This window comes from Bacteroidia bacterium (assembly GCA_033391075.1).
Classification (GTDB): domain Bacteria; phylum Bacteroidota; class Bacteroidia; order J057; family J057; genus JAWPMV01.
In genome coordinates this window covers 4,811,008-4,835,754 of record JAWPMV010000001.1, presented here as the reverse complement: position 1 = coordinate 4,835,754, position 24,747 = coordinate 4,811,008, and the positions used below count along the sequence as shown (strand labels likewise).

Annotated in this window: 21 protein-coding genes; 10 read left to right on the top strand and 11 right to left on the bottom strand. The window is 43.3% G+C overall.

Going from position 1 to position 24,747, the window contains the following annotated elements; genetic code table 11:
* Nucleotides 1-133: 133 nt before the first annotated feature.
* From R8P61_19245 to R8P61_19235, 3 genes are all read right to left on the bottom strand, one after another.
* Entirely contained in the window at nt 134-1,591 is a 1,458-nt protein-coding gene (locus R8P61_19245) for a DUF1501 domain-containing protein (GenBank protein ID MDW3649212.1), read from the bottom strand.
* Between the two features lie 9 nt (nt 1,592-1,600).
* Nucleotides 1,601-4,897 (bottom strand): DUF1553 domain-containing protein, encoded by a 3,297-nt coding sequence (locus R8P61_19240; protein ID MDW3649211.1) that lies wholly within the window; start codon nt 4,895-4,897, stop codon nt 1,601-1,603.
* Nucleotides 4,898-5,019: 122 nt separating this feature from the next.
* On the bottom strand, nt 5,020-5,865 hold the full coding sequence (locus R8P61_19235; protein MDW3649210.1) for a transglutaminase family protein: 846 nt from the start codon (nt 5,863-5,865) through the stop codon (nt 5,020-5,022).
* 264 nt (nt 5,866-6,129) lie between these two features.
* Between R8P61_19235 and R8P61_19230 the strand changes: the two genes are divergently transcribed.
* A complete protein-coding gene (locus R8P61_19230; protein MDW3649209.1) occupies nt 6,130-6,657 on the top strand; it encodes a cytochrome c oxidase subunit 3 in 528 nt (175 codons plus the stop codon).
* A 64-nt stretch (nt 6,658-6,721) separates the two neighbouring features.
* Here the strand turns inward: R8P61_19230 and R8P61_19225 are convergent, their stop codons facing one another.
* The 3 genes from R8P61_19225 to R8P61_19215 all read right to left on the bottom strand — a co-directional run bounded on the left by R8P61_19225 (nt 6,722) and on the right by R8P61_19215 (nt 8,979).
* Nucleotides 6,722-8,224, bottom strand: a complete 1,503-nt coding sequence (locus R8P61_19225; GenBank protein ID MDW3649208.1) for a S8 family serine peptidase — start codon at nt 8,222-8,224, stop codon at nt 6,722-6,724.
* A gap of 69 nt (nt 8,225-8,293) precedes the next feature.
* On the bottom strand, nt 8,294-8,509 hold the full coding sequence (locus tag R8P61_19220) for a hypothetical protein (GenBank protein ID MDW3649207.1): 216 nt from the start codon (nt 8,507-8,509) through the stop codon (nt 8,294-8,296).
* Between the two features lie 101 nt (nt 8,510-8,610).
* On the bottom strand, nt 8,611-8,979 hold the full coding sequence (locus R8P61_19215) for a hypothetical protein (GenBank protein ID MDW3649206.1): 369 nt from the start codon (nt 8,977-8,979) through the stop codon (nt 8,611-8,613).
* Between the two features lie 29 nt (nt 8,980-9,008).
* Here R8P61_19215 and smc point away from each other — a divergent pair, with 29 nt between their 5' ends.
* From smc to R8P61_19195, 4 genes are all read left to right on the top strand, one after another.
* Nucleotides 9,009-12,554 carry a chromosome segregation protein SMC gene (gene smc, locus R8P61_19210; GenBank protein MDW3649205.1) on the top strand — a complete coding sequence of 1,182 codons (3,546 nt, stop codon included), beginning with the start codon at nt 9,009-9,011 and terminating at the stop codon, nt 12,552-12,554.
* A 208-nt stretch (nt 12,555-12,762) separates the two neighbouring features.
* Nucleotides 12,763-13,380 (top strand): GNAT family N-acetyltransferase, encoded by a 618-nt coding sequence (locus R8P61_19205; GenBank protein MDW3649204.1) that lies wholly within the window; start codon nt 12,763-12,765, stop codon nt 13,378-13,380.
* 158 nt (nt 13,381-13,538) lie between these two features.
* A complete protein-coding gene (locus R8P61_19200; GenBank protein MDW3649203.1) occupies nt 13,539-14,207 on the top strand; it encodes a DNA alkylation repair protein in 669 nt (222 codons plus the stop codon).
* 85 nt (nt 14,208-14,292) lie between these two features.
* Nucleotides 14,293-15,138: an FKBP-type peptidyl-prolyl cis-trans isomerase gene (locus tag R8P61_19195; protein MDW3649202.1), complete on the top strand. Its 846-nt coding sequence runs from the start codon at nt 14,293-14,295 to the stop codon at nt 15,136-15,138.
* A gap of 78 nt (nt 15,139-15,216) precedes the next feature.
* Here the strand turns inward: R8P61_19195 and proC are convergent, their stop codons facing one another.
* From proC to R8P61_19180, 3 genes are all read right to left on the bottom strand, one after another.
* The gene (gene proC, locus R8P61_19190; GenBank protein ID MDW3649201.1) at nt 15,217-16,020 is read right to left on the bottom strand and encodes a pyrroline-5-carboxylate reductase; all 804 of its coding nucleotides are present in this window, start codon (nt 16,018-16,020) and stop codon (nt 15,217-15,219) included.
* Between the two features lie 83 nt (nt 16,021-16,103).
* On the bottom strand, nt 16,104-17,330 hold the full coding sequence (aroA, locus tag R8P61_19185) for a 3-phosphoshikimate 1-carboxyvinyltransferase (protein MDW3649200.1): 1,227 nt from the start codon (nt 17,328-17,330) through the stop codon (nt 16,104-16,106).
* A gap of 34 nt (nt 17,331-17,364) precedes the next feature.
* The gene (locus R8P61_19180) at nt 17,365-18,126 is read right to left on the bottom strand and encodes an FkbM family methyltransferase (GenBank protein ID MDW3649199.1); all 762 of its coding nucleotides are present in this window, start codon (nt 18,124-18,126) and stop codon (nt 17,365-17,367) included.
* Nucleotides 18,127-18,350: 224 nt separating this feature from the next.
* Between R8P61_19180 and R8P61_19175 the strand changes: the two genes are divergently transcribed.
* A complete protein-coding gene (locus tag R8P61_19175; protein MDW3649198.1) occupies nt 18,351-19,091 on the top strand; it encodes a tetratricopeptide repeat protein in 741 nt (246 codons plus the stop codon).
* Between the two features lie 56 nt (nt 19,092-19,147).
* Here R8P61_19175 and R8P61_19170 read toward each other — a convergent pair whose 3' ends face one another.
* Together R8P61_19170 and R8P61_19165 are read right to left on the bottom strand one after the other, a co-directional pair.
* A complete protein-coding gene (locus R8P61_19170) occupies nt 19,148-19,753 on the bottom strand; it encodes an HAD family phosphatase (protein ID MDW3649197.1) in 606 nt (201 codons plus the stop codon).
* 15 nt (nt 19,754-19,768) lie between these two features.
* A complete protein-coding gene (locus tag R8P61_19165) occupies nt 19,769-20,881 on the bottom strand; it encodes a hypothetical protein (protein ID MDW3649196.1) in 1,113 nt (370 codons plus the stop codon).
* Nucleotides 20,882-20,993: 112 nt separating this feature from the next.
* Between R8P61_19165 and R8P61_19160 the strand changes: the two genes are divergently transcribed.
* From R8P61_19160 to udk, 4 genes are all read left to right on the top strand, one after another.
* Entirely contained in the window at nt 20,994-22,712 is a 1,719-nt protein-coding gene (locus R8P61_19160) for a 2Fe-2S iron-sulfur cluster-binding protein (protein MDW3649195.1), read from the top strand.
* 122 nt (nt 22,713-22,834) lie between these two features.
* Nucleotides 22,835-23,404, top strand: a complete 570-nt coding sequence (locus R8P61_19155; protein MDW3649194.1) for a hypothetical protein — start codon at nt 22,835-22,837, stop codon at nt 23,402-23,404.
* A gap of 137 nt (nt 23,405-23,541) precedes the next feature.
* Complete coding sequence (rdgB, locus tag R8P61_19150; protein ID MDW3649193.1) at nt 23,542-24,132, top strand: RdgB/HAM1 family non-canonical purine NTP pyrophosphatase; 591 nt, start codon at nt 23,542-23,544, stop codon at nt 24,130-24,132.
* Nucleotides 24,125-24,742: a uridine kinase gene (udk, locus tag R8P61_19145; GenBank protein MDW3649192.1), complete on the top strand. Its 618-nt coding sequence runs from the start codon at nt 24,125-24,127 to the stop codon at nt 24,740-24,742. The genes rdgB and udk overlap by 8 nt, the downstream gene beginning before the upstream one ends.
* Nucleotides 24,743-24,747: the final 5 nt, after the last annotated feature.

The following is a 24,747-nucleotide window of genomic DNA, read 5'->3' as shown; positions in this document are numbered from 1 at the left end:
TCTCAGAACACAGCGGTTTCAGAAAAGAGGATTTTTTTGAAAATGAGGGGGAGATACAGTGTTCTGGTGTTCTCGTGTTCCGACAAAGGAAAAATCTCTATAACACGAGAAAACATGAACACCAGAACACCTCTTAACTCAAGACATCCTTCACCACATGCCCATGCACGTCTGTGAGTCGATATCGTCTGCCCTGATGTTTGAAAGTAAATCGTTCATGGTCTATGCCCATCAGATGCATAACTGTGGCCTGGAAGTCATGTACATGAACCGGATCCTTGACGATATTGTAGCTGAAGTCATCAGTTTCTCCATAACTAAATCCCTGTTTGATTCCTGCCCCTGCCATCCAGATGGAGAAACAGCGAGGATGATGGTCTCGTCCATAGTTGGTGGGAGTAAGTTTGCCTTGGGAGTAAGCGCCGCGACCAAATTCTCCGCCCCAGATAACAAGGGTATCATCCAACATGCCTCTTTGCTTGAGGTCCTGAACCAGGGCTGCTGAGGGTTGATCTACAGATTTGGCCATACCTTTCATGAGGTTGGGGAGATTGCCGTGCATGTCCCAGTCCTGGTGGTATAGCTGGACAAAGCGTACTCCATCTTCAGATAGTTTGCGGGCGAGGAGACAGTTGTAGGCGAATGTGCCCGGAATACGGGCATCTGGACCATACATATCGATCACATGATCCGGCTCTTTGCTGAGGTCCAGGGTTTCGGGTACGGACATCTGCATGCGAAAAGCCATTTCATATTGTGCGATGCGAGATCTAACGCTTTCGTCCTGGGTATGGTCGTATTGGCTTTCATGCAATTTTTCCAATGTACTCAACATACGACGGCGACTGGCCCTGTCCATACCCTCCGGATCATTAAGGTAGAGTACAGGCTCATCTCCCGAGCGGAAAAGTACGCCTTGATTTTCGGAAGGGAGGAAGCCATTGCCCCAAAGTTTTGCGTAGAGTGGTTGGCCTCCGCCATCTTTTCTGGCTCTGGACAAAAGCACCACAAAATTTGGGAGGTTTTCATTCTCACTACCCAGGCCATAGCTCAACCAGGAACCAAAGCTGGGGCGGCCCGCAATCTGTGAACCGGTCTGTATGAAGGTAACAGCCGGGTCGTGATTGATGGCTTCGGTATGCATACTTTTGATGACAGTAATGTCATCAACAATTTTCTGATGATGAGGCAAAAACTCGCTCAGCCAAATCCCACTTTCTCCATGTTGCTTAAATTCAAAATCTCCCATGGCAATAGGGAAGGTTCTTTGATTAGCTGTCATCCCGGTCACCCGTTGATTTCCTCGTACAGATTCGGGTAACTCCTGCCCAAACATCTCTTTCAATTTGGGTTTGTAGTCGAAAAGCTCCATCTGAGAAGGTGCACCACTTTGAAAGAGGTAAATGATGCGTTTTACCTTGGCAGGGAAATGTGGAAGGTCTGGTATACCTCCCATCATCGGAGAAGCTGCAAGAGGATTTTGCAAAGAAGAGACTGCTAATCCACCTAGCCCGAGAAGGCTGTTACGCATAAAGACCCTACGGTTCATCCCGCCAACAATATGATCTATATTTTTTTTCATTTTGCTCATAATCGAGGGCTATCTTTTGATGACAAATTCGTCGAAATTCATAATGGTAGAAGCGAGGATGGTATGGGCTGCAAGATCGTCCTGGGCAAGTTTTGGATCGATTTTCATTTCCCCAACCGCCAGTAACTTTTCTATGCGCTCAGGCTCATTGGAGAAAGCCTCGTATTCTGCCTGGTATAAATCTGCCAGGAGCTTTTGCTCTTCTTCTCTGGCCGAGCGCCCCAGGAGACTCATGTACATAAATTCTACTCTTTCCTTTAGTTCTCCTCCGATCTCTTTCATACTTCTTGAAGCCAGCATTTTTGAAGCTTCCAAAAACTGAGGATCATTCATCAAGACCAAAGACTGAAGAGGGGTAGCCGTTTTCTGCCTCCTAACCACGCAATAATATCTGTCAGGTGCATCGAAATTCATCATAGAGGGCGGAGGCGAACTTCTTTTCCATATGGTGTACATACTCCTCCGGTACAATTCATCTCCTTCTCCCTGTACATATTTTGTAGCATTTCGGGTAGCAAGAGCCGCCCATATGCCATCCGGTTGATAGGGATATACACTAGGACCTCCAATTTTTGTGGAAAGCAGGCCACTTGCCGCCAGTGCATTGTCTCGGATGGTCTCAGCAGGCAGTCGATAGGAAGGGAAGTGGGAATACCAGTCATTCTGAGGATCGATCTCCAATGCTTTTGCACTGGGGATAGATTGTTGTCGATAGGTAGCACTCATCATGACTTGTTTCATAAAAGCCTTGATGTCCCAGCCATTTTCTACAAAATCCATGGCCAACCAATCCAGCAACTCCGGATGGCTTGGCAAGCGTCCCTGATTACCGAAATCTCCCTGGCTTTCGACCAAACCTTTCCCAAATAACATGATCCAGAAACGATTGACGGCAACTCGAGCGGTAAGAGGATGTTCAGCGGAAACCAGCCATTTCGCCAGACCCAATCTGTTTTTAGGAATGTCTTCAGAAGCATTAGTAGCAAATACAGAGGGTATTCTGGGACTTACTTCTGATGTAGGAGCATCATATTGACCTCTGTCCAAAATAAAAGTAGGTCGAACCTCTTCCCGATCATTCATGACCATGACTTCCAGGACATCAGTACTGATTTGATTTTCTTCCTCACGTAAATTCGTAAGAGTTTTCAGGTTTTGATTAAAGGATTTATTCTTTCCACTGAGAACATAATATTCCAGCCATTGGGATTGGGTCGGCTCGACTTTGATCTTAGGATCAAATAGATAAGCTACTTCCAGTTCTGATAATTGTCGTTCATAAACTTTGAGTTCGTCCATGACGATATTTTCAATAGAACGCTCTTTTTCTCTGCCGAGCATAAAAGGAAAGCTGGACCAATTGGAGCCTTTTACTCCATGTTGCAGACTTTTATTCAGATTATCCTTGATCAATTTATGAGCAGGCACTTTTCCATTGACAAAGAATTTCAGGCCAGAGGCTTTGCTACTGCCATCATAAGTCATCGCAATATGCGTCCATTCACCTACCTCAATCTTATCTGTCGTTTTATAATCAATGCAGTTGTCCGGCCATACATAGTTTAACTGAAAGGAAAGGCTGCCATCAGGATTGAGTTTGCAAATCCAACCTCGATAACCTTCGAAATCACCATTGGTATTGTTGAAAATGGGCCCTTTTTCTCCTTCCTTAAGAACTTTCACCCAAATGCTCACAGAAAAAGGCTGATGCCTGTCGAAATCCATATCCCGATTGAAGCGAATACCTGCATCTCCCAGAAATTTCAGGCCCTTACCTTGTACTCCTTCCACCAATTCCGGTTTGCGGTCTTTATCTCCCAGGATGGCAGCATCAGCTTTGCCTTTGGCTTTATTGAAGTAGGAGGTAACTGTACCCTGTTTGCCAATACCCGCCCAACCCGGACTTTTCTTCCCGTCCAGATTGAGAGCTGCTCGCTGTACCGTCATTTCTTTTTCGAAGGAAAACTCAGCTTTCAAACCTTTGGGTTTCGCAATTTTTGGACTGCGATTACCTAGCCATTTCTTGAGATCATCTACATAGTTCTCTTTTTCAATAGCCGCCTCCAAAGGCCCCATTTTATTTTTTAGTTCAGCCAATTTCTGTTCTTCTTCTTCGGTGGGCAGCATAACGGTGGGAGCAGCTTCTCCATTATAGGGAACTATGCCTGCATCATTGTTGTTGTTGAAGTATGCGTAGAGGGAATAATAGTCCTCCTGGCTAATGGGGTCGTATTTATGATCATGACATTGAGCACATTCTACGGTGATTCCCATAAGGGCTTTCCCAAAGGTATTGGTTCGGTCCACTACGTATTCAACTCGATATTCTTCATCAACTACTCCCCCTTCCTGAGACTGGGGATGATTTCGGTTGAAACAGGTTGCCAGCAATTGATCTTTGCTGGGATCCGGAAGAAGGTCTCCAGCTAATTGTTCGACCAGAAATTGATCATAGGGCATATTTTCATTGAACATGCGAATTACCCAATCGCGCCAGGGCCAGGTATTGCGCATGCCATCATCCTGGTAGCCATGGGAATCTGCATAGCGCGCTACATCCAACCATTCCAGCGCCATGCGTTCGCCATAGTGCGGGCTTTCCAATAAACGATCTATGGCTTTTTCGTAGGCATCCTCACGCTTATCCGCCATAAATGTCTGGATTTCTTCCGGAGTAGGAGGAAGGCCGCTAAGGTCGAGGGTAATTCTTCTCAGGAGGTTTTCTTTTTGTGCTTCTTCAGAAGGACTCAGACCTCTTTTCTGAATTTCATTCCCAATAAAATGATCGATAGGATTTCTGCTCCACGCTTCAAAACTACTTTCGGGTAGCTCGGGTTTGTTAGGACTTACAAATGACCAGTGATCCTTGTATTCTGCGCCCTGGTCAATCCATTTGGCAATCATGGCCTTTTCAAATTCTGTCAGGCTTAAATTGGCCTCTGGAGGTGGCATCATATACTCTGCATCCTCAGACATGATCCGCTGAAAAACATCACTATTTGTCGCATTGCCAGCTACCAAAGGATAAAAACCGGAGCCATCTTCTCTTTCTCGTTTCTCAAAAGCCTGAGAGGCATTGTCGAGACGGAGTTCTGCTTTACGCTGATTGGCGTCTGGGCCATGGCATTTAAAGCAGCGGTCTGAGAGGATCGGTTTGATATGATAATTGAAATCAACTATTTCAGGCAATCGTTCACTTATTTCCTGACTGGGGGTATAGGAACTTTGGCAGGAGAATAAAAAAATGAATATGGAAATGGGAATAGCTCCCAGGATGAGATATCTCGTAGTAGGTAGAAACTTCATATTGGAAAATCGTATTTCAGTATCTTATCTTTAAATTACAGAATTTTGTGCCTTTCCCTAAAATTAAAATGCCAAAGAAGCAGTGCTTCTCTGGCAGATATACTCTTTCTTTTAGCTTTCCTTTATAAGAGACCTCTCCTTTTAAGCTCATCGCTGAGGTCTGCATGCAGTTCTTTATATCTCTCTGCCTCAAATTCATCCTCTTGTCTGTAACTTTCCTCTATCCCTGTTGTCAATATATCCAGGACAATCTCATGGGTCTTGGCTTTGATGTTGTAGGGAGCGATTTGATTTCTTCGGAAAGCCTCTTCAATGTAGATGACCGAAGCTCTGGCCAAAGGTTTTCCCTGATTGAAGGAATTGTACATCTGCATTTCCTGTTCTCCAAAAGAGATGGCAATGAAGTTTCCCTGGATATTGATGCCGTGCAGATCAAGGCCAGCTCTGGAACCTACCAGAATTGCCAGACAGGATAATGCGATCTGACTGCCTCTCTGATTATCTATGACATAAAGCAAATTGTTATGAATGGGCAAATCTGTTTCTCCGCTTGGGGAAGTAAAGCCTTTCACCTGAAAGAGGAATTCCATCAGGTCAGAAGCAGATTTATTCTCACTGTGGGCACTATATTCTGCCGCCAGTTCATCCAGACTTTCACTGATCAGATAGGCATCTTTGCTATAATCCAGATATGCCAATTGGACCAAAGCATGTTCGAGCGCTTCTTTATCATTTTGCATGTCCAGCCAGCCCAACCAATCTTGCCCATATTTTTCTTCAAAAGCTTGCGCACAAAGAAAAGACAGGATCTCGTTTTGCAAATCTGACAACTGAGCTTTAAAGGGTTCAATCACTCTTTCCAGAGAAGTACCGTAGGCAAGGAGCGCTTTTTGCACCTCCTTTTGTACCACCGCGCTATCATCATCCAGAAGGCTAAGTAAAAAAGGTAGATCTGCTTTATTCGTCATTCAATTTAGTTTGTCCGAAATGAGAATATAAGATTAAGGAAAGTCTAAATAGTACACCAATTAAAAATTACGAATCTTTAACATGAATTTTTTGTCCTAAAATCATGCTTTAGGTTCATTAAAGGCTATTTTTTGACCTATATATCCAAAAACTTTCAATCGAATTTTTGAAATTTATTGATCGAATTTTAAAATTTAGGCCCTAAAACTGAACTTCGTGCCTTTCTTATGAGTTAATGGTAGTAAGCAATTCAAGGCATATATATGGATAATATACAGGGAGATAATGCGTCTAAAGGGGTATCCAAACTAGGGATAGCATTATTGATGCTGACGATCATCGTTCTCTTTAGCACTTTGGGTGCTGCATTTGTTAGAGCAAACAAGCATATACAATTCGAACTCCCTGTCCTTTTTTATATCAATACCCTCATGCTGCTGGGAAGTAGTGTTTTCCTTCATCTGGCCTGGATGGGAAAAGATGCACCCAAAGCTCGTTTCTATGTAAGTCTGGCTGTGATCATGGGCCTGGGCTTCCTGATTAGTCAAGGGATCGCCTGGGGACAATTGTATGGCAGTGGGATTGATTTGGCGAACAGCGGTCAGATGGCTTCCTACTTATATGTCCTGACTGGCCTACATGCCTTGCATATTGTTGGAGGGCTGGGCTTTCTGGCCTATGTATATGTGGCTTATGAGGGGAAAGGAAAAAGCTATCTGGAGAGTGCATTGTTCTTCTGGCACTTCCTGGGTCTTCTGTGGATCTATCTGATAGGTTTATTACTCATTTAAGTTTCTATAAAAGCAAAAAGGCATTCCATTGGAATGCCTCTCGCTTATACATTATCTTTTTAGCCTATTGAACGGCTTCGATTGCTTTCAAAGGATCAACTACTTTACCAATCTTTCCAGAGTCTTTTACCTCTCTTCCGGTATTCTTGAGGATATCATATACCTCTTTATTGGTCAGATCGGGTTTGTAGGATTTCATCATGCCTATAAGTCCGGCTACAAGTGGAGTTGCCATTGAGGTACCACTGTAGGCCTGATAAGAACCTCCGGGGATAGTAGAAAGGATATCTACACCGGGAGCTGCGATAGGCATTTTCAATTTAGTATTGATATTTGAGAAACTTGCTTTGTTGAGATTTTGGTCAGCAGCGGATACTACAATTACCCCTGGGATATTAGCTGGAGAATAGCGACGAGAATCGTCATTGCTATTACCTGCAGCGACTACCACAGTTGCTCCTTTTTTGATGGCGTAATTGATCGCATCTTTTTGAGCTTTTGGCGGGAAGGGTGAAAATCCTCCCAAAGACATAGAAATTACATCTGCACCGTCCTCGGCTGCTTTGATGATGGCTCTGGAAACTCTTTGGTCTGTCCCCCTGCCATTATCATCCAATGCTGCATAACCACTGATGGTGATATGGCGACCTTCCCAGTTAAGGGAGCCTACGCCTTTTCCATTATTTGTGGCTGCACCAGCGATACCCGCACAATGGCTACCATGACTATGCTTATCATAATCTCCGTCTGTACCGCTTTTCTGATAAATGCTATTGAGGTCTTCATGGTCTTTATCCACTCCGGTATCTACAATAGCTAGTTTAACTTTTTTCTTGGGTTGGTGATGTGCGAGAAATTTGTACACATCATTATAATCGAGTTTATCTGCAAACCACTGTTTTCCTAATTGAGGGTCATTGGCCAGAAAGCCGGTTTTACCATCTCTGCTATTCTCTACAGATAGAGGCTCAATTAAATATACGGGATTGTTCATTTCCCATTGATCCACATTCTCTCCATCCAGGGAAAGAGCTGCTTTCAGATTTTCTAATTGCTCTTCGCAAACATTCACCAAATAATACTGCGCCAAATCCTCATCCTCTGAAAGATCAACTTCAGGGAAGGCTTTCTCCCATTCTGCACCATGGCGATTGAGGATATCTTCAATTTCTGATATTTCATCATCTGGTCCCAATTCAACCAGCAGTTGCTGATCGTTATTCATGGTTTTGGAAACCCAGTCGTACCCAAAGGAGACCACATACATGACTGAACCTACAATAAGTGCCAAAGCTCCAGGCACCCAAAGGAGCTTGGAATTAGCATTTCTCACTGCGAGGTAAAGCGATGCGATGATCATGCCTATACCGAAGTCGGTCAGGATATGAGGGAGGCGGGCAAAAAAGCTACCTGAGCTGAAAAACAGTTCATAAGCCAATGCCACCAGAATCAATATGAATGCTGGTAGAGGATTGAACGCTTTTCCATTAACGCGCTTTACAATTCCATGGCCAAAGACCAGAAAAGCCAGAGCTGTGAGTGCTATACCAATGACGTGAGATAACATAGGTTTGGGACTTTTTCGAGAATGTTTTTTTAAAAGAAAAAACAGCTATTTCAGTTGGAAATACCTGCTTTAGATCTGTTCTATATTTTCAAGGTCAACGTTCTTACCCCACATATGGATACTAAAATCAGTTGAAGGCTTACAATTTGCCCTGATCTTGGTTCCTTCCTTTCGCATTTGGATAGGCAGACCACTCAGCGGATTATATTTCATGCCATCATCTCCAATAATGCCCCAGAATCCTCCGGATAGGTCTATATAAGATACGGTACCTGTTATTTGCATATTTATCTTAAATATATCTTCTATAACTTACGACTCAAACTCAATACGGTTACAAGACTTACATTATTGGCTGTATTCCTGCCTCAACGGTTATAAAGGACTTATGAACCCCCTTTCTTGTTGTCCTTCCATTTCGGCTTATCCAAAACCGTATCCGCAATATAAGCCCTGAGTATATCCTGTTTGCTTTGAAATAATCTCTTTCTTTTTTTCTTGGGCGAAAGGATTTCAATTTCAGGGGTTTCATTTATGTGTTGCTTCAGGAGATCACTCCCACTAACCTCCATATGACTACCTGGAAGAAACAAATCCTCAGCAGATGGGGGAGGAAGTAATTTACGAAGATGCTGAACTGCTCCGGAATTATTATCTTTGAGCCCAAATCTGATTCTTAGCGACCGGATTAACAAGAACAGCAGGCCAAAAACGACAATGGCTGCTATTGTTACAAGTATATTTAAGGTGCTCATATCGGAAAAATAATCCTCGGAAAGGAACTATGCAATTAAAAAGTCTGGAAATATTTGGCTTTAAGAGCTTTGCAGAGAGAACAAAATTCGTCTTTGATGATGGAATTACGGGCATTGTAGGCCCTAATGGCTGCGGAAAATCGAATATTGTTGATTCGATCCGCTGGGTACTGGGAGAGCAGAAAACAAAAAATCTTCGCTCGGATAAGATGGAGAACATCATCTTTAATGGTACCAAATCCCGTCGTAAATCCAATTTTGCCGAAGTATCTCTGACTTTTGAAAATACCAAAAATATACTTCCTACAGAATACTCTACGGTCAGCATCACCCGCAAGTTGTACAGAAGCGGAGATTCAGAGTACCAGATAAATGGAGTGACCTGCCGATTGAAAGATATCCAGAACCTTTTTATGGATACAGGGGTGAGTTCTGATTCTTATGCCATCATCGAGTTGAAAATGGTGGATGAGATACTGACCAATAAGAATAATGAAAGACGAAAATTCCTGGAAGAAGCTTCCGGTATTTCCAAATACAAGATTCGCAAGAAACAAACCCTCAACAGACTAAAAGATACAGATGCCGACCTCGAGAGGGTAGAAGATCTGCTGTTTGAAATCGAAAAGAACCTCAAAAGTCTGGAGAAGCAGGCCCGGAGGACTCAACGCTATTTCGAACTGAAAGAACAATACAAAGAGATCAGTTCTCAGTATGCCTACCTAAGCATGCGCAATATTCGCGAGAGGCAAAGGCAGATTCAGGTATTGGACCAAAGTCTGCAAGATCAGATAGGGTCTATGCAATCCGAAATGGCCCAGCGCGAGGCCCGGATCATGGAGTTGAAGAAAAACCTGCTGGATGAAGAGAAAAACCTTTCTCAAGGTCAGGTAGACCTCAACAACCACAGCCGCAAGATTCAATCGGTGGAGACAGAAAAATCCATCAAAAACGAGAGACTCAAGTATTTGCAACAGCGAGAGATTGCCTTGCAAAACCAGATGGAATCTGAAAGACGGCAATTGAGCCGAAATGAAGAATCGGTTTCGGAACTGAAAATCCAGCAAGAAGGCTTGCAAAAAGAGCAGGGGGAGCAGGAAAAAAAGGTTGAAGCTTTGCTCGCTGAACAAAGTTCGCTTTCCAAAACCTCCAATGAACTTTCCCAGGCAGTAGAAGAACTCAACGAATTACATAAAGAGACCGAGCAAACTTTACAGGAACTGACGCGTGAGAAAGAAGTGAAGAAAGTCCAGATTGAAAGTCTGGGAGCTGAGCTGAATCGTGCAGAAGAAGATAAATCCAACCGTTCCTTTGACCTCGATGCCTTTGAGGAAAAGGATATTCAGTTGCAGGCTGAATGCAGCAATTTGGAAAAACAGGTCAATGAGATCGCTGCCAAAAGAGATTCCCATATCATTGAACTGGATACAACAGAAAAAATCCTCAATGAGCTAAAGGATAAAGTCTACAAGACCAATCGGAGTCTGGATGCTCGTCAAAATGAATACAATCTGACCAAGAGTTTGGTGGAGAACCTGGAAGGCTTTCCTGCCAGTGTGAAATTTTTGAAGAAGAATGCCCGTTGGATCAAGGACGCTCCTTTGCTTTCAGATGTGTTCTCAGTTCCTGAGGAGTACAAAGTAGCTTTTGAGAATTACCTGGAGCCCTACCTTAGTTATTATGTGGTAAAGACCCGTCAGGATGCCATCCTCTCTGTCCATATGTTGGCAGAAGCAGCAAAGGGACGTGCAAACTTCTTTATTCTGGAGGAACTGGAGGCCTATAAACCTTCGACCCCTTTATTATTTACACAGGCCAAAGCAGCGATAGACGCAATTGAATTTGCGGATGCTTACAAAAAACTGGCGGCTTATCTACTGGATAAGGTTTACATCGTCAATGATGAAATCGATATCCCTGATGAGGTGCCTGAAGGCATTATATTCCTGACAAGAATAGGCAATCTTTCCAGAAGGAGATTTATGCTTAGTGGAGGATCATTGGGGCTGTTTGAAGGGAAACGATTGGGGCGGGCCAAGAACCTGGAAAAGCTGGACAAAGAGATTGGGAAGCTTCAAAAACAGCTGACGGGTGAAAAGGTGGAGCTGGATAGAAGTATTGCCAAGCTGGAAAACCTGAAAAAGATCGATCACCTCAAAGATCTGGAGCCTTTACGCAAACAACTCCTCGAAAAACAGAGAGATTTATCTGTCTTACAATCCCGAGAGAAAGAGCATCGGGAATTTATGATGCGCGTTGGGCAAAGAACAGAGAGTTTGAATGATGAGTTGGAGACTCTGCAGAAAGCAATCCTGGAGATTGACCCAAGCATCCGGATCAAATTGGAAGAGCTGCAGCAACATACCGCCAAACTGGCTCAAATGAGAGGAGATGCTCAGGATTCCGCCCAGAAACTTTCTTCTCATAATCAAATCTATAACCAGGAGAATATTCGACTGATTCATCTACGCAACCAGGTTGAGAATTTATCCAGAGAACTTGGGCAGAAGAATGAAGCCATTGTGCGCTATGGAGAGCAGAATGAGCAAATGCGGGAAGAGCTTAATCAGGTTCGGGAGGATACCGAGAATCTGATCAATAGCAATTTGCAGAATGATGAGGTGATCGTAGGTATGTACAACCAGAAGAAAGAATTGGAACGTGCGGTTGGGATTCGGGAAGAAAAGGTCGCTCAAACCAAGAACTCCATTTATCAAGTGGAAGAAAGTCTGGGTTCAGAGCGGAGAAAGAGAGAGGATATCCTGCGAAAGCAAAGCGAACTGAAAGAAAACGCTACTGAAATTCGAATAGAACTCAATGGATTGAGAGAACGGATGTCGGTAGAATTCCAGATAGAGGTGCAGGATTTGAATGAGGAAGAAATCTTTAGCAAAGGCATTGATAAATATGATGTCAGTGAGCTGGAAAATAAAATGATGAGCATCAGGAGTCGGGTGCAGGGATATGGTGAAATCAATCCCATGGCAGTTGAGGCTTATAATGAGATGAAAGAAAGATTTGATTTCATTACCAGCCAGAAAGAAGACCTCCTCAGCGCGAAAAAGTCCCTGCTGGAAACCATTGCTGAGATTGACCAGACAGCTAAAGAAAAATTCCTGGAAACCTTCGTTCAGGTTCGGGATCATTTTATGGTGGTTTTCCGCAGCCTTTTCTCAGAGGACGATTCCTGTGACCTGATGCTACTCGATGAGGACAATCCTCTCGAATCCGAGATCTCTATCATTGCAAGGCCTAAAGGCAAACGACCGCTTACCATCAAGCAGCTTTCCGGTGGAGAAAAGACCCTTACGGCTGTGGCCTTACTTTTTTCCATCTACTTGATCAAGCCTGCCCCCTTCTGTATTTTTGATGAGGTCGATGCACCCCTGGATGATGCCAATATTGATAAATTCAATAATATCATCCGACGTTTCTCCGAAACTTCCCAGTTTATCATCGTTACTCACAACAAGCGGACCATGGCATCTACCAATGTCATGTACGGGGTAACCATGGAGAATATGGGAGTCTCCCGGGTACTTCCCGTCGACTTGCAAGCCCTTAATCTGAATTAATTCTTTGTTAAAACATCGATTCCCAATTCTTAGGGCCTATATACACAAAAGCCTATTTGTTTTTCTGGCAATTTCATCGTAGTATTTCCTTGATAATCAACATATTATCTTATTAAGATATATGATTATCTGCACATCTAGCTTCCTTTATTTCGGAAAAATGGAGTGATTTTTCCTGATTTCGCTTAGCCTAAGCTTTGAAACTGATGTGAGAATTTGGGATGAGATCCTCCAGGCAGAAGTTGTTATTATGACATTGAAGGGGCCACATATTGAACTCCGACCTCTTTCTATGAAAGAGCGCTATAAGTTCTTCCTGATGGCAACCGAATCGGATTCTACTCCTTTTTGGTATGGGGATTTGTATGGAGATACGATTCCTTCCTATACTATTTTTAAGCATGAATGGCCTGATCATTATTTCAAGGATGAAGATCCTGATAAAGGAAGGTGTTTTGGGATTTATTTAGAGCAGGAACTTATTGGGCAGGTAAACTACAATGAAATTGATCCTGTAGAAGGGCGATCCGATATGGATATCATCATCGGACAGGCAGGGCATCATGGCAAAGGCTATGGGACGGAAGCTATCAAGCTACTTTCTGATCATCTCTTTGAGTATATGTCTTTAAGGAAATGTGTGATAGAGGTGCTCAGCCGGAATCCTCGGGCATTTCGTGCTTATCAAAAAGCAGGCTTTATCTGGGCCTATACCTATGTAAATAATGGAATTGAGTGGCGAGTTATGGAATTGCGGAAAAGTGTATGGAGCTCAAAGAGAGGGGTTTATCTTGAAAATTTGAAAAAAAATCACAAAAAGCTGTGACCTGTATATCATTTGTCAGGTCTTAAAGGTGCATAAGCGAAATAATTAGCTTATCGCAATTAGGGTTTTTTTGTTTTCATAGCATACGTATTTACGGGTTAGCAGTGAGTTTTGACTTGCTGCTTTTTTCTTTTACAGGATTTTTCGATCATAGCTATATGTTTGAAAAAGAATTGGAAGAACTAAAAGCGGCCTATCAGGCGCATAGACATCCGGAAAATGCCCAAGCCATGAAGGATTATATGCGTGGTCAGTATGAATTTTTTGGATTAAAACGACCTCTTCGTTCAGAACTTTCCAAATCCTTCCTTCAATCCGTTAAGAATCCGGATAAAAGCGCACCTAAGGAAATAGTGCTTGCCCTATGGGATCTACCGGAAAGAGAATACCAATTAACGGCGGTAGATTTGGTGCGAAAGTATGATAAATATGCACCAGCTGATTATCTCGACCTCTATGAGACTCTGATAACTACAAAATCCTGGTGGGATACTGTGGACCTTATCGCAAGCAATTCGGTAGGGAAATCTTTGAAGAAGTATCCAGAACTGAAAGAGGGTTACTTGCGTAGGTGGATGGATTCGGAAAATATCTGGCTGCAGCGAACTTCTTTGCTTTTTCAATTAAAGTACGGGAATGAGACAGATTTTGACTTACTTTGCGCCTTCATCCGGCGGCTCAGCCATTCAAATGAGTTCTTTATCAGAAAAGCCATAGGCTGGGCCCTTCGGCAATATAGTCGCTTCGATGCAGATGCTGTGCGGGATTTTCTGTCCAAAGAAAAATTATCCCCCCTGAGTGTACGTGAAGCGAGTAAATATTTGTAAGTGTTCAAGTGCGCGAGTGTTCAGCTGTTCTTGATCTTCCGTCTTACAAGAACACTTGAACACAATAACACTTTAACACCTTTATATGAACTTCCTCGAATCCTTCTTGCAGAAAAATGCACTTCCTTTCCTCATTAGTCCTGAGGGGATATATTACCATATCGAAAAGCAGGGAGAAGGTCGCAAACCGCTGGCAGGAGAATATGTAAAAGTAAATTATACCGGAAAGTTTTTGAACGGGCAGATGTTTGATACCTCTGAAGGCAGAGCTCCTTTTGTATTCAAACTCGGGCAGGGAAATGTGATCAAAGGATGGGACCTTGGACTTTCTCTTTTTAAAGAAGGTTCGAAAGGAATTTTATACCTCGCCCCTGAATTTGCCTATGGCGAGCAGGGAGCAGGAGGGGTGATTCCTCCCAATGCAACTTTGATGTTCGAAATAGAACTACTGGGGATTCTGGATGAGGCAGCTTATCAGGCACATGAGGCCGAAAAGATGGAAGAACAGCAGCGCATGATGCAGGAGTATGTTGAGAAGCAAATGACAGAAGAAATGCCAAAAATCATGGCTTATGCTGAACAGGAAGGCCTGGAATTGCAAAGAACCGTTTCCGGTTTGCATTATGTGATGGAGAAAGAAGGGACAGGCGCACAGGCTGAAGCTGGCAAAACAGTAAGCGTACATTATACCGGTCGTTTGATAGACGGTGGCAAGTTCGATTCTTCTTATGACCGCAATCAACCCATCGCTTTTCCATTAGGAGGTGGTAGAGTCATCGCCGGATGGGATGAAGGCATCGCTTTATTCAAAGTCGGCGGTAAAGGAAAACTTGTCATCCCTTCCTATCTCGGATACGGCCCTCAAAACATGGGCAGCATTCCTCCAAATTCGATATTGATATTCGATATTGAATTGATGGAGGTGGAGTAGAGACGTATTCTGGTGTTCTTGTGTTCACGTTGGAGTATAACCAAAACACAAGAACACCAGAAAACGTGAACACTTCCCCTAGCCTTCACTCAACTCCTGAGCGCGATTTTCAGCGGCTAGGAGTCCTGCTTTTATTCCAGCTTCCAACTCGATCTGTCCAAATTGCCGGATGGCAGCTTCTGTGGTTCCTCCTTTAGAGGAAACTTTGGTGATCCATTCGCTGCAGGAGAGGTTGTTTTTATTGAGGAGATTGATAGAACCGAGGAAAGTTTGCTTGACCAACAATTGGGCCTCTGCGTCTGAAAATCCCATTCCCCGTGCCGTTTTCATCATAGACTCCATGAAGTAGAATACATAGGCTGGCCCACTACCTGAAACGGCGGTTGCACTATCAAGCAGATCTTCATTTTCTACATAGAGGGTTTTCCCCGTTGTATTAAGAAGGTTCTGGACAGTAAATATCTCCAGACGACTTACTTCCAATGAAGTCGTAAAAACCGTCATCCCCAGACCTACTTGAGCGGGAAGATTTGGCATAGCTCTTACGATCTTTTTGATGCCCAACTGCCGCTCTATCCCCGAAACCTTGATTCCTGCCATTATCGACAAAATCAGGTGATCTGGACGAAGGTAGGGGCGTATCGCTTTTGCCAATTCCTGAAAATCCTGAGGTTTTACACTCAAAATGATCAAATCCATGTCCCGGATAAATTCACCCGGACTAGTTTCTATGGTATGCGAACTGATCCCTTTGATCTGTTCCTCTTTCCCTCCATGTTTTTCTAATACGTGCAGGTCCGTACTGCTGAGGATACTGGCATTGACGAAACTTTGCCCATAGGTCATCCCCATGTTTCCTGCTCCAATGATGAGTACTTTCATAAAAAAAGTGTTAGCGTTTCAGGCTGGATGGGTGTTAGAGAGGTAAACACTAACACGCTAACACACCAACACCCGCCTACGGTTTAATATTCATCCACCTTAACCCCTGCGAGTTTGAGGTGCTGCCAGAACTCTGGATAAGATTTCTGAACAACTTCCGGATCATCGATCATCAGGGAGTTTTGGGTGAATAAGAGGGGGGCAAAGGCCATCGCCATGCGATGGTCGTCATAAGTCTTGATGATAGAACTGCTTTTTCCGACCGTTCCATCTATGGTGCAAATGTTGCCATCTACCTGAACTTCCACGCCAAATTTTGCGAGTTCATTGTAAATAGCGTCAATGCGATCTGTTTCTTTTATCCTGAGGGTGTGGAGACCTGTCATGCGAACCGGAATACCTTTGGCAGCACTTACTACGGCAACCGTCTGCGCCATATCTGGCATATCGCTGAAATCAATTTCCAATAAGCCTTTGCCAGCCTGAGGTTTGATCTTCGTGAGGATTACTCCATCCTTATTGAAGCGGGAGCCTACGCCAAATTTCTTCATCAACTCAACGATCCCTCTATCTCCTTGCATAGAATCTTTCCTCAAACCCTCAAGGCTTACTTCTGCATCCTCCGCAATGGCCACCATCGCATACCAATAGCTGGCTGCTGACCAATCGGACTCTATGGTATAGTTGTTTTTTTGGTAGGCTTGCTCTTTAACAATGATGCTCTGATTCTCCCAATGACTCTCCACTCCAAAATGAGCCATCAAGCCACGTGTCATCTCTATGTAAGGTCGAGAACTGATTTCTCCTTCCAAATTGATCCTCAAACCTCCTTTCAAGGTCGGTCCGATCATCAAAAGGGCTGTTATGTACTGGCTACTAACATTCCCCTTCATGCTGATCTCTCCGCCTTCCATATGACTCCCTTTGCTGATGATATGCAAAGGAGGGAATCCTTCCTGTTTCCAGTATTCTATTTCTGCACCAAGTTCACGAAGCGCCTCAACAAGTATCCCAATAGGACGCTTGCACATGCGTGGGGTGCCTGTGAGGATCTGATCGCGGCTCACAGCAGAAAAATAAGCTGTGAGGAAGCGCATAGTGGTACCGGCATCAATTACATCCAGTACATGCCCCTCAGAGCTGAGCAGGCGAATCATGGTTTGGGTGTCTCTCGCGGAGGACAAATTGTCCAACTCCACCTTACCCTGACTCAATGCCTGGATGATAAGAGCTCGGTTGCTCTCACTTTTGGAAGAGGGCAAAGGAATGGTAGCCTTGAGAGATTGATCTTTGTAACTAAGTGAAACCATGGATAAGGATTGCCTGTTTTTAAAGCGCCCAAAGTTAAAGAAATTCTTTTTTCCTTTCAGCGGGAATGAAGAAAAAATTATGCTGTAAATCTTTACCCGCCTCAAAGACTTTCAATCCAAGCTCTGAGAGAACAAAAAATTCGTAGTCCAAATCTCCTAAAAGGCGGAAACATTCCTGCCGATTTTCGTTGTCCCAGAGCTCACAATATAATACGGGTTTATGCTTTCTGAAGAGCTCAAGGCCTCCTTTTAGGACAAATTGTTCATAGTTTTCTACATCCATTTTTATGGCCGAAATGTTCAAATCCTGAAGCTCCTCCATCTTGTCCAGGCACTTTTGGCGAACAGTAAATGTTACGCCATTTTCCTGATAACCTTTTATGCTCGAATGGTTGACATGGCTCAATCCCTGCATCCTTACCCCTTTCATGATGGGCATTTCCATCTTTATTTCACCTTCATCTTCCCCTAAAGCAATAGGATATAGTTCTATGTTTTTTAGGGCCAGGAACTTTTTGACCCTGAGCAAGGCCCGGCAATTTTCCGGAATAGGCTCAAAAGCCAGGACACGTCCATCCTTACACTTTTTGGCCATTAAGGCAGCCATAATCCCAATATTCGCACCAATATCCAGTACATGGTCCTCGGGTTTGAGAAATTTCAGGAAGTAGTTGAAATCCCCTTCTTTGTTTTGACTATCCCAACGAAGGGTATAGATCTTAAAGAGTGAGAAAACTACCAGATAATTTTCAAAACCCAGAAGAGCTTGTAAAAATGCCTGAATACCTTTTTTCATATAGCTGTTTTGCTTCCTTTTTCCTCAGAAAGTTTATAGGGAAATTCTATCTGAGTTATAAGGAAGGCCCAAAGGTAGTAGCTTAATCAATAGCTTGGGTTACTTTCGGCGAAAAAATCCTTCAAAAAGAAAATAATGCAAGTAAAAATCGTTATGATAACATGTGTAAGAGTCGCAAAAGGGAATCTTTTGCATATAAAGCTCGATTCTCTAAATTTGAAGGTATGCGAAATAATCCGATCATGAAGACTTTCTTCAGCTTACATATCTTGTTGATATGCTTTCTTTTTTCCGGACAGGCTCAAACGGAGAAGGAGTTATTTAAACGAGGTATCTCAAAAATGGAGATTCACGATTACCGGGGCGCTTTTGTTGATTTCAGTATGGTACTCAAACTGAATCCAAGGAATGATGCTGCCTATTTTAATCGGGGCTTCACTCGTTTGAAATTGGGTGAATACAGTAAAGCCGTTCAGGACTTTAGCCTTTCTCTCGATATAAATCCCATCAATGCGGAAGCGTATTATCAGCGTGGAAATGCAAAAATAGGCCTGGGAAATCACCTGGCTGCCATGCAGGATTTCAATATTGCCATCAAGGGGAAGCCAAAATCCAGTAAATATTACCGGGCCCGAGCCAAAGCCAAGCAGGGACTACAAGACTATAGAGGTTCTATTTCTGACTTGAACCATGCGATCAAGTTGACCAAAGGTAAAGACCTGAGTATTATTTTTGACCGCGCAGAAGCCTTTATTGCTTTGCGAGATTTTCCTTCTGCCGTAAAGGATTTGGATAGATTGGTGAAAATTCGTCCTCGCGATCCGCAAGCCTACAATGCAAGAGCTACCATCAAAATGCAGGGAGGAGATGTAAATGGCGCCTGTCTGGATTGGAGTAAAGCGGGAGAATTAGGAGATGTAAGTGCCTATGATCGCATCCGCAAGCATTGCAATGGAGAAGAATAAAGATATCTTAAAATACATATTGAGTAGGGACAGATTATTATCTGTCCCTACTGTTTTTATCCATATTCCTCCATCATCTTTAGGAAGTGATCTGGAGTTTCTATCCAGAAGGTATGTAATCCCACTGCTTTCGCCCCCTCAATATTTTGTTTTGAATCATCCAGAAAAATAGTCTCCTCAGCCTTCCATCCACTTTTTTCCAAAGCTTGTTCATAAATGACCGCATCGGGTTTGCTTACTCCCATTTCGAAAGAAGTGAAGATATGATCCATTTGTTCAAACATGGGTCTGCACGCTGGTTCATAGATACCAAAGTGATATTCGCTGGTGTTGCTGAGAAGGGCGAGATTGTATTTCTCACTCAATTGCTGGATTGCTTCTATTCTGCCGGGAAAGACAGGCTTGAGCAGGTCAGCCCAAATCTGGATGATTTCCTCCTGGCTGGCATGTAGTTGGAAACTTTCTTTTAATCCATCAGCAAACTCCTCTATACTTACTTCGCCTTTGTCCAGTTTGGAAAACCAGAGATCCTGTCCTTCTTTGCCATAGTCCAATTGGCCTGCTTCAGGAGCTCTCAATGCACGATATTTTTGCAAGGTAGAATCGATATCGATCTCAAGGAGTACGCCTCCGAGGTCGATCAGCATGTTTTTAATGGGCATGTATTTGTGTATAGCTTATTCTTGAAACCAGTTGAGTAGTTTCTCTGCATTGGCCTTATTGGAAAACATATCTCCTAAAGAAGCTTTCCGCTGAGCCAAGTCTATTTCCGAGAAAGGTACATCCATGAGCTCTTTCAATATCTCGCGAAACTCTTCTCCTTCGTGCGCAATGATGCAGCCAAATTCCAGACCTGTTTTGTGAACCATCTGTGGATTGACGAGGACGAATCTACCATTGTAAAGGCTATTGATCAACTTTAGTTTGATGCCTGTGCTTTGGAAGGTTGGTAAAACATGAACATGGGCATCTCGCATCAGATCCAGCATCTCCCCATCTCCCGGATTGTGTCTAAGGGTGATATGATCAAATTCATTGATCAGGGCGATCAGTTCCGGTCTGGGATCTTTCCCCGCTATAAAGAAGGGGATTTCCATCTGAGAAAATACCTCATGAATCAGGAACATGACTGCCTCATGATTTTCGGAAACACTCAGATTGCCATGATATAAGCAGTATTCTCCTTTGCCGCTTTTACTACTCACCGAGAGGTTTTTATGGAATGCAGGTAAATATTCTACCTGATCAAAGGCATTTGCATAATAGTCGGTATCCTTGGGGGAAATGCAGAGAATTTTGTCTGCATGTGCCAATATGCCTTCAAAATGCTGTAGTTGGCGGGATTCTACCTGGTAGTATTGTTTCTTGACAAAATTTTCCTCCCGTTGAGCCAATTGATAATAATACTCCCACTCGACATTGTGCATGCGGACAAACTGCTTTCTTCCTTCAAAACGAGGATGACCCAGATAATAGGTCGTATGGATGCCTTCAAATAAGATGGGATAATCATCTTGCTTGAGGCGTTTGAGCAATTTGCCGGAATTTCGAGACTGAACGATGTAAGGATAATTGAGGGGAAGGGAGCGTGCAATGGCCTTGCGGGGATAGTAAATGACCTCCTCACAAAAGAGATTTAGCTCATCTGCTCGTGCTCTGTCTTTATAAAAACAATGCAAATGGATTTTCGCTCCTGCTTCAAATAGAGCCTCAATTTTGGCATATACATCTATGACCCCTCCATAATTGGCTGGAAACGGAATTTCAAAGGAGACAATGTGTAAATGCATGAATTATTTGGTAATCAGTTCCAAATTCCAATTTTATCCAAAATAATTGAAATTTATTCCTAATTTTAGTTGCTTTATTTCCTTAGTAAAAGGATCGAAAAATTACTAACGCATGCCAACTGTAAATATTGACGGGAAAGAAATCGAATTTGAGGGCAGCCACAAACTACTGCAATTCGCACTCGACAACGGAATCGAAATTCCCTACTTCTGTTACCACCCTACTATGAGTATTCCCACCAACTGCCGGATGTGTCTGGTAGAAGTTGGATATCATGCGCGAGACCGTGCTTCGGGTGAGTATCAATACGACGAGGAAGGCAATCCGGTTATTCAATGGGGACGCAAGCCCAATACAGCTTGTAATACACCTGTTGGAGATAAAATGTTTGTCAAAACCCATCGTACTTCTCCTGAGATCAAAAAAGCGCAGGCAGGTGTACTGGAATACATGTTGGTAAACCATCCCCTGGATTGTCCGATTTGTGATCAGGCAGGTGAATGTCCTTTACAGGTTTGGACCTATAAATATGGACCAGAAGGTTCTCGTTTTGAGGTACAAAAAGGGCATAAAAACAAGCGTGTAGAATTAGGACCCAGAGTTATGTTGGATGAAGAACGCTGTATCAACTGTACTCGTTGTACGCGTTTCACCAGTGAAATATCAGGTTCTCATCAATTGAGTATCGTAGGTCGTGGAGATAAAAATTGCCCGGCAACTCCTCCCGGAGAGACCTTCGACGATCCTTATTCCATGAATACCATAGATATCTGTCCGGTAGGAGCCCTTACTTCCAGAGCCCATCGTTTTAAAGCGAGACCCTGGGAAATGGCTTATGCACCTGGCATAGATATGAATGATAGCACCGGAACCAATATTTATGTTTGGATTCGGGATAATGAAGTGATGAGAATCACGCCTCGCGAAAATGAAGCTGTAAATGGCCACTGGATGCCAGATGCCTATCGCCTCAATGTAGCTTACTACAATGAGAACCGTACTTCTGGTACAAAGATTAAGGGCGGTATTCCGGTAAACTTTGAAGAAGGCCTGGAAAGAGCTGCCCAGCTATTGAACAATGCTGATAAAGATATTTTCTTCCTGGGATCTGCTTCCGCTTCTATGGAAAGCAATTTCGCCCTGAAGAAACTGGCTGCTTCCTTCGGGAAACGTAGCATTCACTATATCACCCATGTGGAAAAAGGTTCAGGTGATGAATGGCTCTTATCTGATGATAAGACACCCAATGCAGCTGCCTGTGAACTTCTGGGATTCAAAGCCATGAGTTTTGAAGATTTCCAAAAGCAATTGGCCGGAGGAAAGATCAAGAACCTCTATGCCCTTGAAGATGATCAAAGCTTTTCAAAACTGGGTTCAGAACTTGGCAAAACAAATGCTGTAGTTCACTCCCTGCACAATACTGATGCCCTGGATTTGGCCGCTGTGGTACTTCCCGCTGCCACCTCCATCGAGGGTGAAGGAACTTACATCAATGGAAAAGGCATGGCTCAGGTTTCCAGTCTTGCCAAGCAAATTCGTCAAATGAGTCCTGAGCAATGGATGCAATTGCCCAAAAGCCGCCTGGACAAAGGAGCTGTGGCCGTAGACCGTTGGAGAAATCTGGACAATATTTTTGATGTGCTTCCAAGCTGGCAACTAATCGCCAAAGTTTCTGCTCATACAGAAAACGAAATGGCCTATGGAAGTCATGCGGATGTATTCAAAGATATGCAGGCCAAACATGAGGAACTTAAGGACCTCAAAGTCTCTTATAAAGCGCCCAAGCATGCATTTAAAATGACACAGCTGGAGCGCGCCGCAAAATGGTAATACCTTCTGTTTAATACAGGAAAAACATAGGTGGATCCGGGCAAAGAAATTTGTTCGGATCTTTTGTTAGAAGCAATCGTAATTTATCCAAAGCTTAATATCTTTGCAGAAGCAAAAGAATTATGAAACTCAGTCCCTCAGATATCAAACGTCTTTATGGAGATAAACTCTTCATTCTCCCTGAACCAGAAAAGTCTCAGCTCGCTGAGGAACCCGTTCAGGAAGCAAAGGAAGAAACGCTGGAGGTAGCCGCTGTTCCTACAGTTGAAGCTATCGTTGAGGAAGTGAAAGAGGAAGTAGTTCCTGTGATAGACCTAAGTCCTTTGCAAAGCGGTCAGCAGCCTGTCTGGAAGATGAAACCGGGTGCACGCCTTGCCCTCATTCTCCATAAATCCGAATTCAGCAATAAAGAATTCACTGGCTTATTGAAAGCCTCTATGCTAACAGCAGCTATCGATCTTACGCAAATCGGCTTTGGAGTAATTGAAGATGATGCCAGGACTTTGGATTTGAGAGATATGGGCGTGCCCTTTGCAGTACTTTGTGATAAATTGGATAGCAGCTTAAGTTCGCCTGTAGAAATGGAAGGAAAAAAGATCTGGCTGAGTCCTCATCTGGCTGAAGCAATAAAAGAGGTTTCAGCAAAGACTGAGTTGGAAACAATTATGAAAGAAGTAGCAGGGGAGATGTAAAGGGGAGGTGTTGTAGTGCGCTTATGTTCTCGTGTTATTTTAGGATTACTGAAAAACTACAAAACCACAACACTATAACACTTCATGCATATCCCCCTAAACACAAGAACCCGAGAACACCAGAACACTTATTTATTATGCCAACAAAAATCCTTTTCGGAACCAACAATAAAGACAAGCTAAAAGAAATCCAGGAACTAGTAGGACAAAAATTTCATATCCTGAGTTTGAGAGACATAGAACTTGATATGGATGTGGAGGAAACCGAAGATACCCTCGAAGGCAATGCGACCTTAAAGGCGAAAAGTTTTTATGCCGCTGCTGGTATTCCTTGTTTTTCTGATGATACAGGTTTAGAAGTGGATGCCCTGGATGGCAGACCTGGTGTTTATAGCGCGCGTTATGCGGGAGAGAATTGTTCCTATCAGGACAATGTAGATAAGATGCTTCGAGAAATGGCTGACAAATCAGAACGGACTGCGCGCTTTCGAACGGTTATATCTTTTTTCGATGGAGAAAACTTGCATACCTTTGAGGGCAAAGTGGAAGGTGAGATCAGCCGGGAAGAGAAGGGAAAGGGAGGTTTTGGATATGACCCTCTTTTTGTTCCGTTGGAACATGACAAGAGTTTTGCAGAAATGAGCCCTGAGGAGAAGAATGCCATTTCACATCGTGGTAAAGCTGTGCGTGAGTTCGCTGCTTTTCTAAATGAACAGATCAATGATTAAACCTTATGTGATGGGGATTTGCGGAGGAAGTGGCTCCGGAAAGACCTATTTACTCAATCAGTTACTATCAAAATTGCCAGCCAGCCATTTGACGCTGGTTTCTCAGGACAATTATTACCTCCCTTACGAAAAACAAGACCAGGACGCAGAAGGTCTCGTAAATTTCGACCATCCCAAATCTATTGACCTCGAACTGCTTCATGTGGATATGATGCGTATCCTGGGAGGCGAAACGGTCAGAATCAAAGAATACACCTTCAACAATCCCGCACATACTGCCAATGATATTATCATGGCACCCGCGCCTATTCTTATCCTGGAAGGCCTTTTTATATACCACCTCCCCAAACTCAGAGATCTTATAGACTTGAAAGTTTTTGTAGATGCTCCGGAATATCTGAGACTTTATCGACGCTTGAAAAGAGATGAGATAGAAAGGGGATATTCCAATTCGGCAGTTCTTCGAGACTATGAGCGCTTTGTTGCACCTATGTATACTGAGTTTGTCGAGCCTACCAAGAAGTACTGTGATATGATCGTATTGAATGTAGACAAAGTGGACAAATCGGTAGAAGTTCTCAGCAATCATCTGGAATCAAAACTCCCCTAACAATC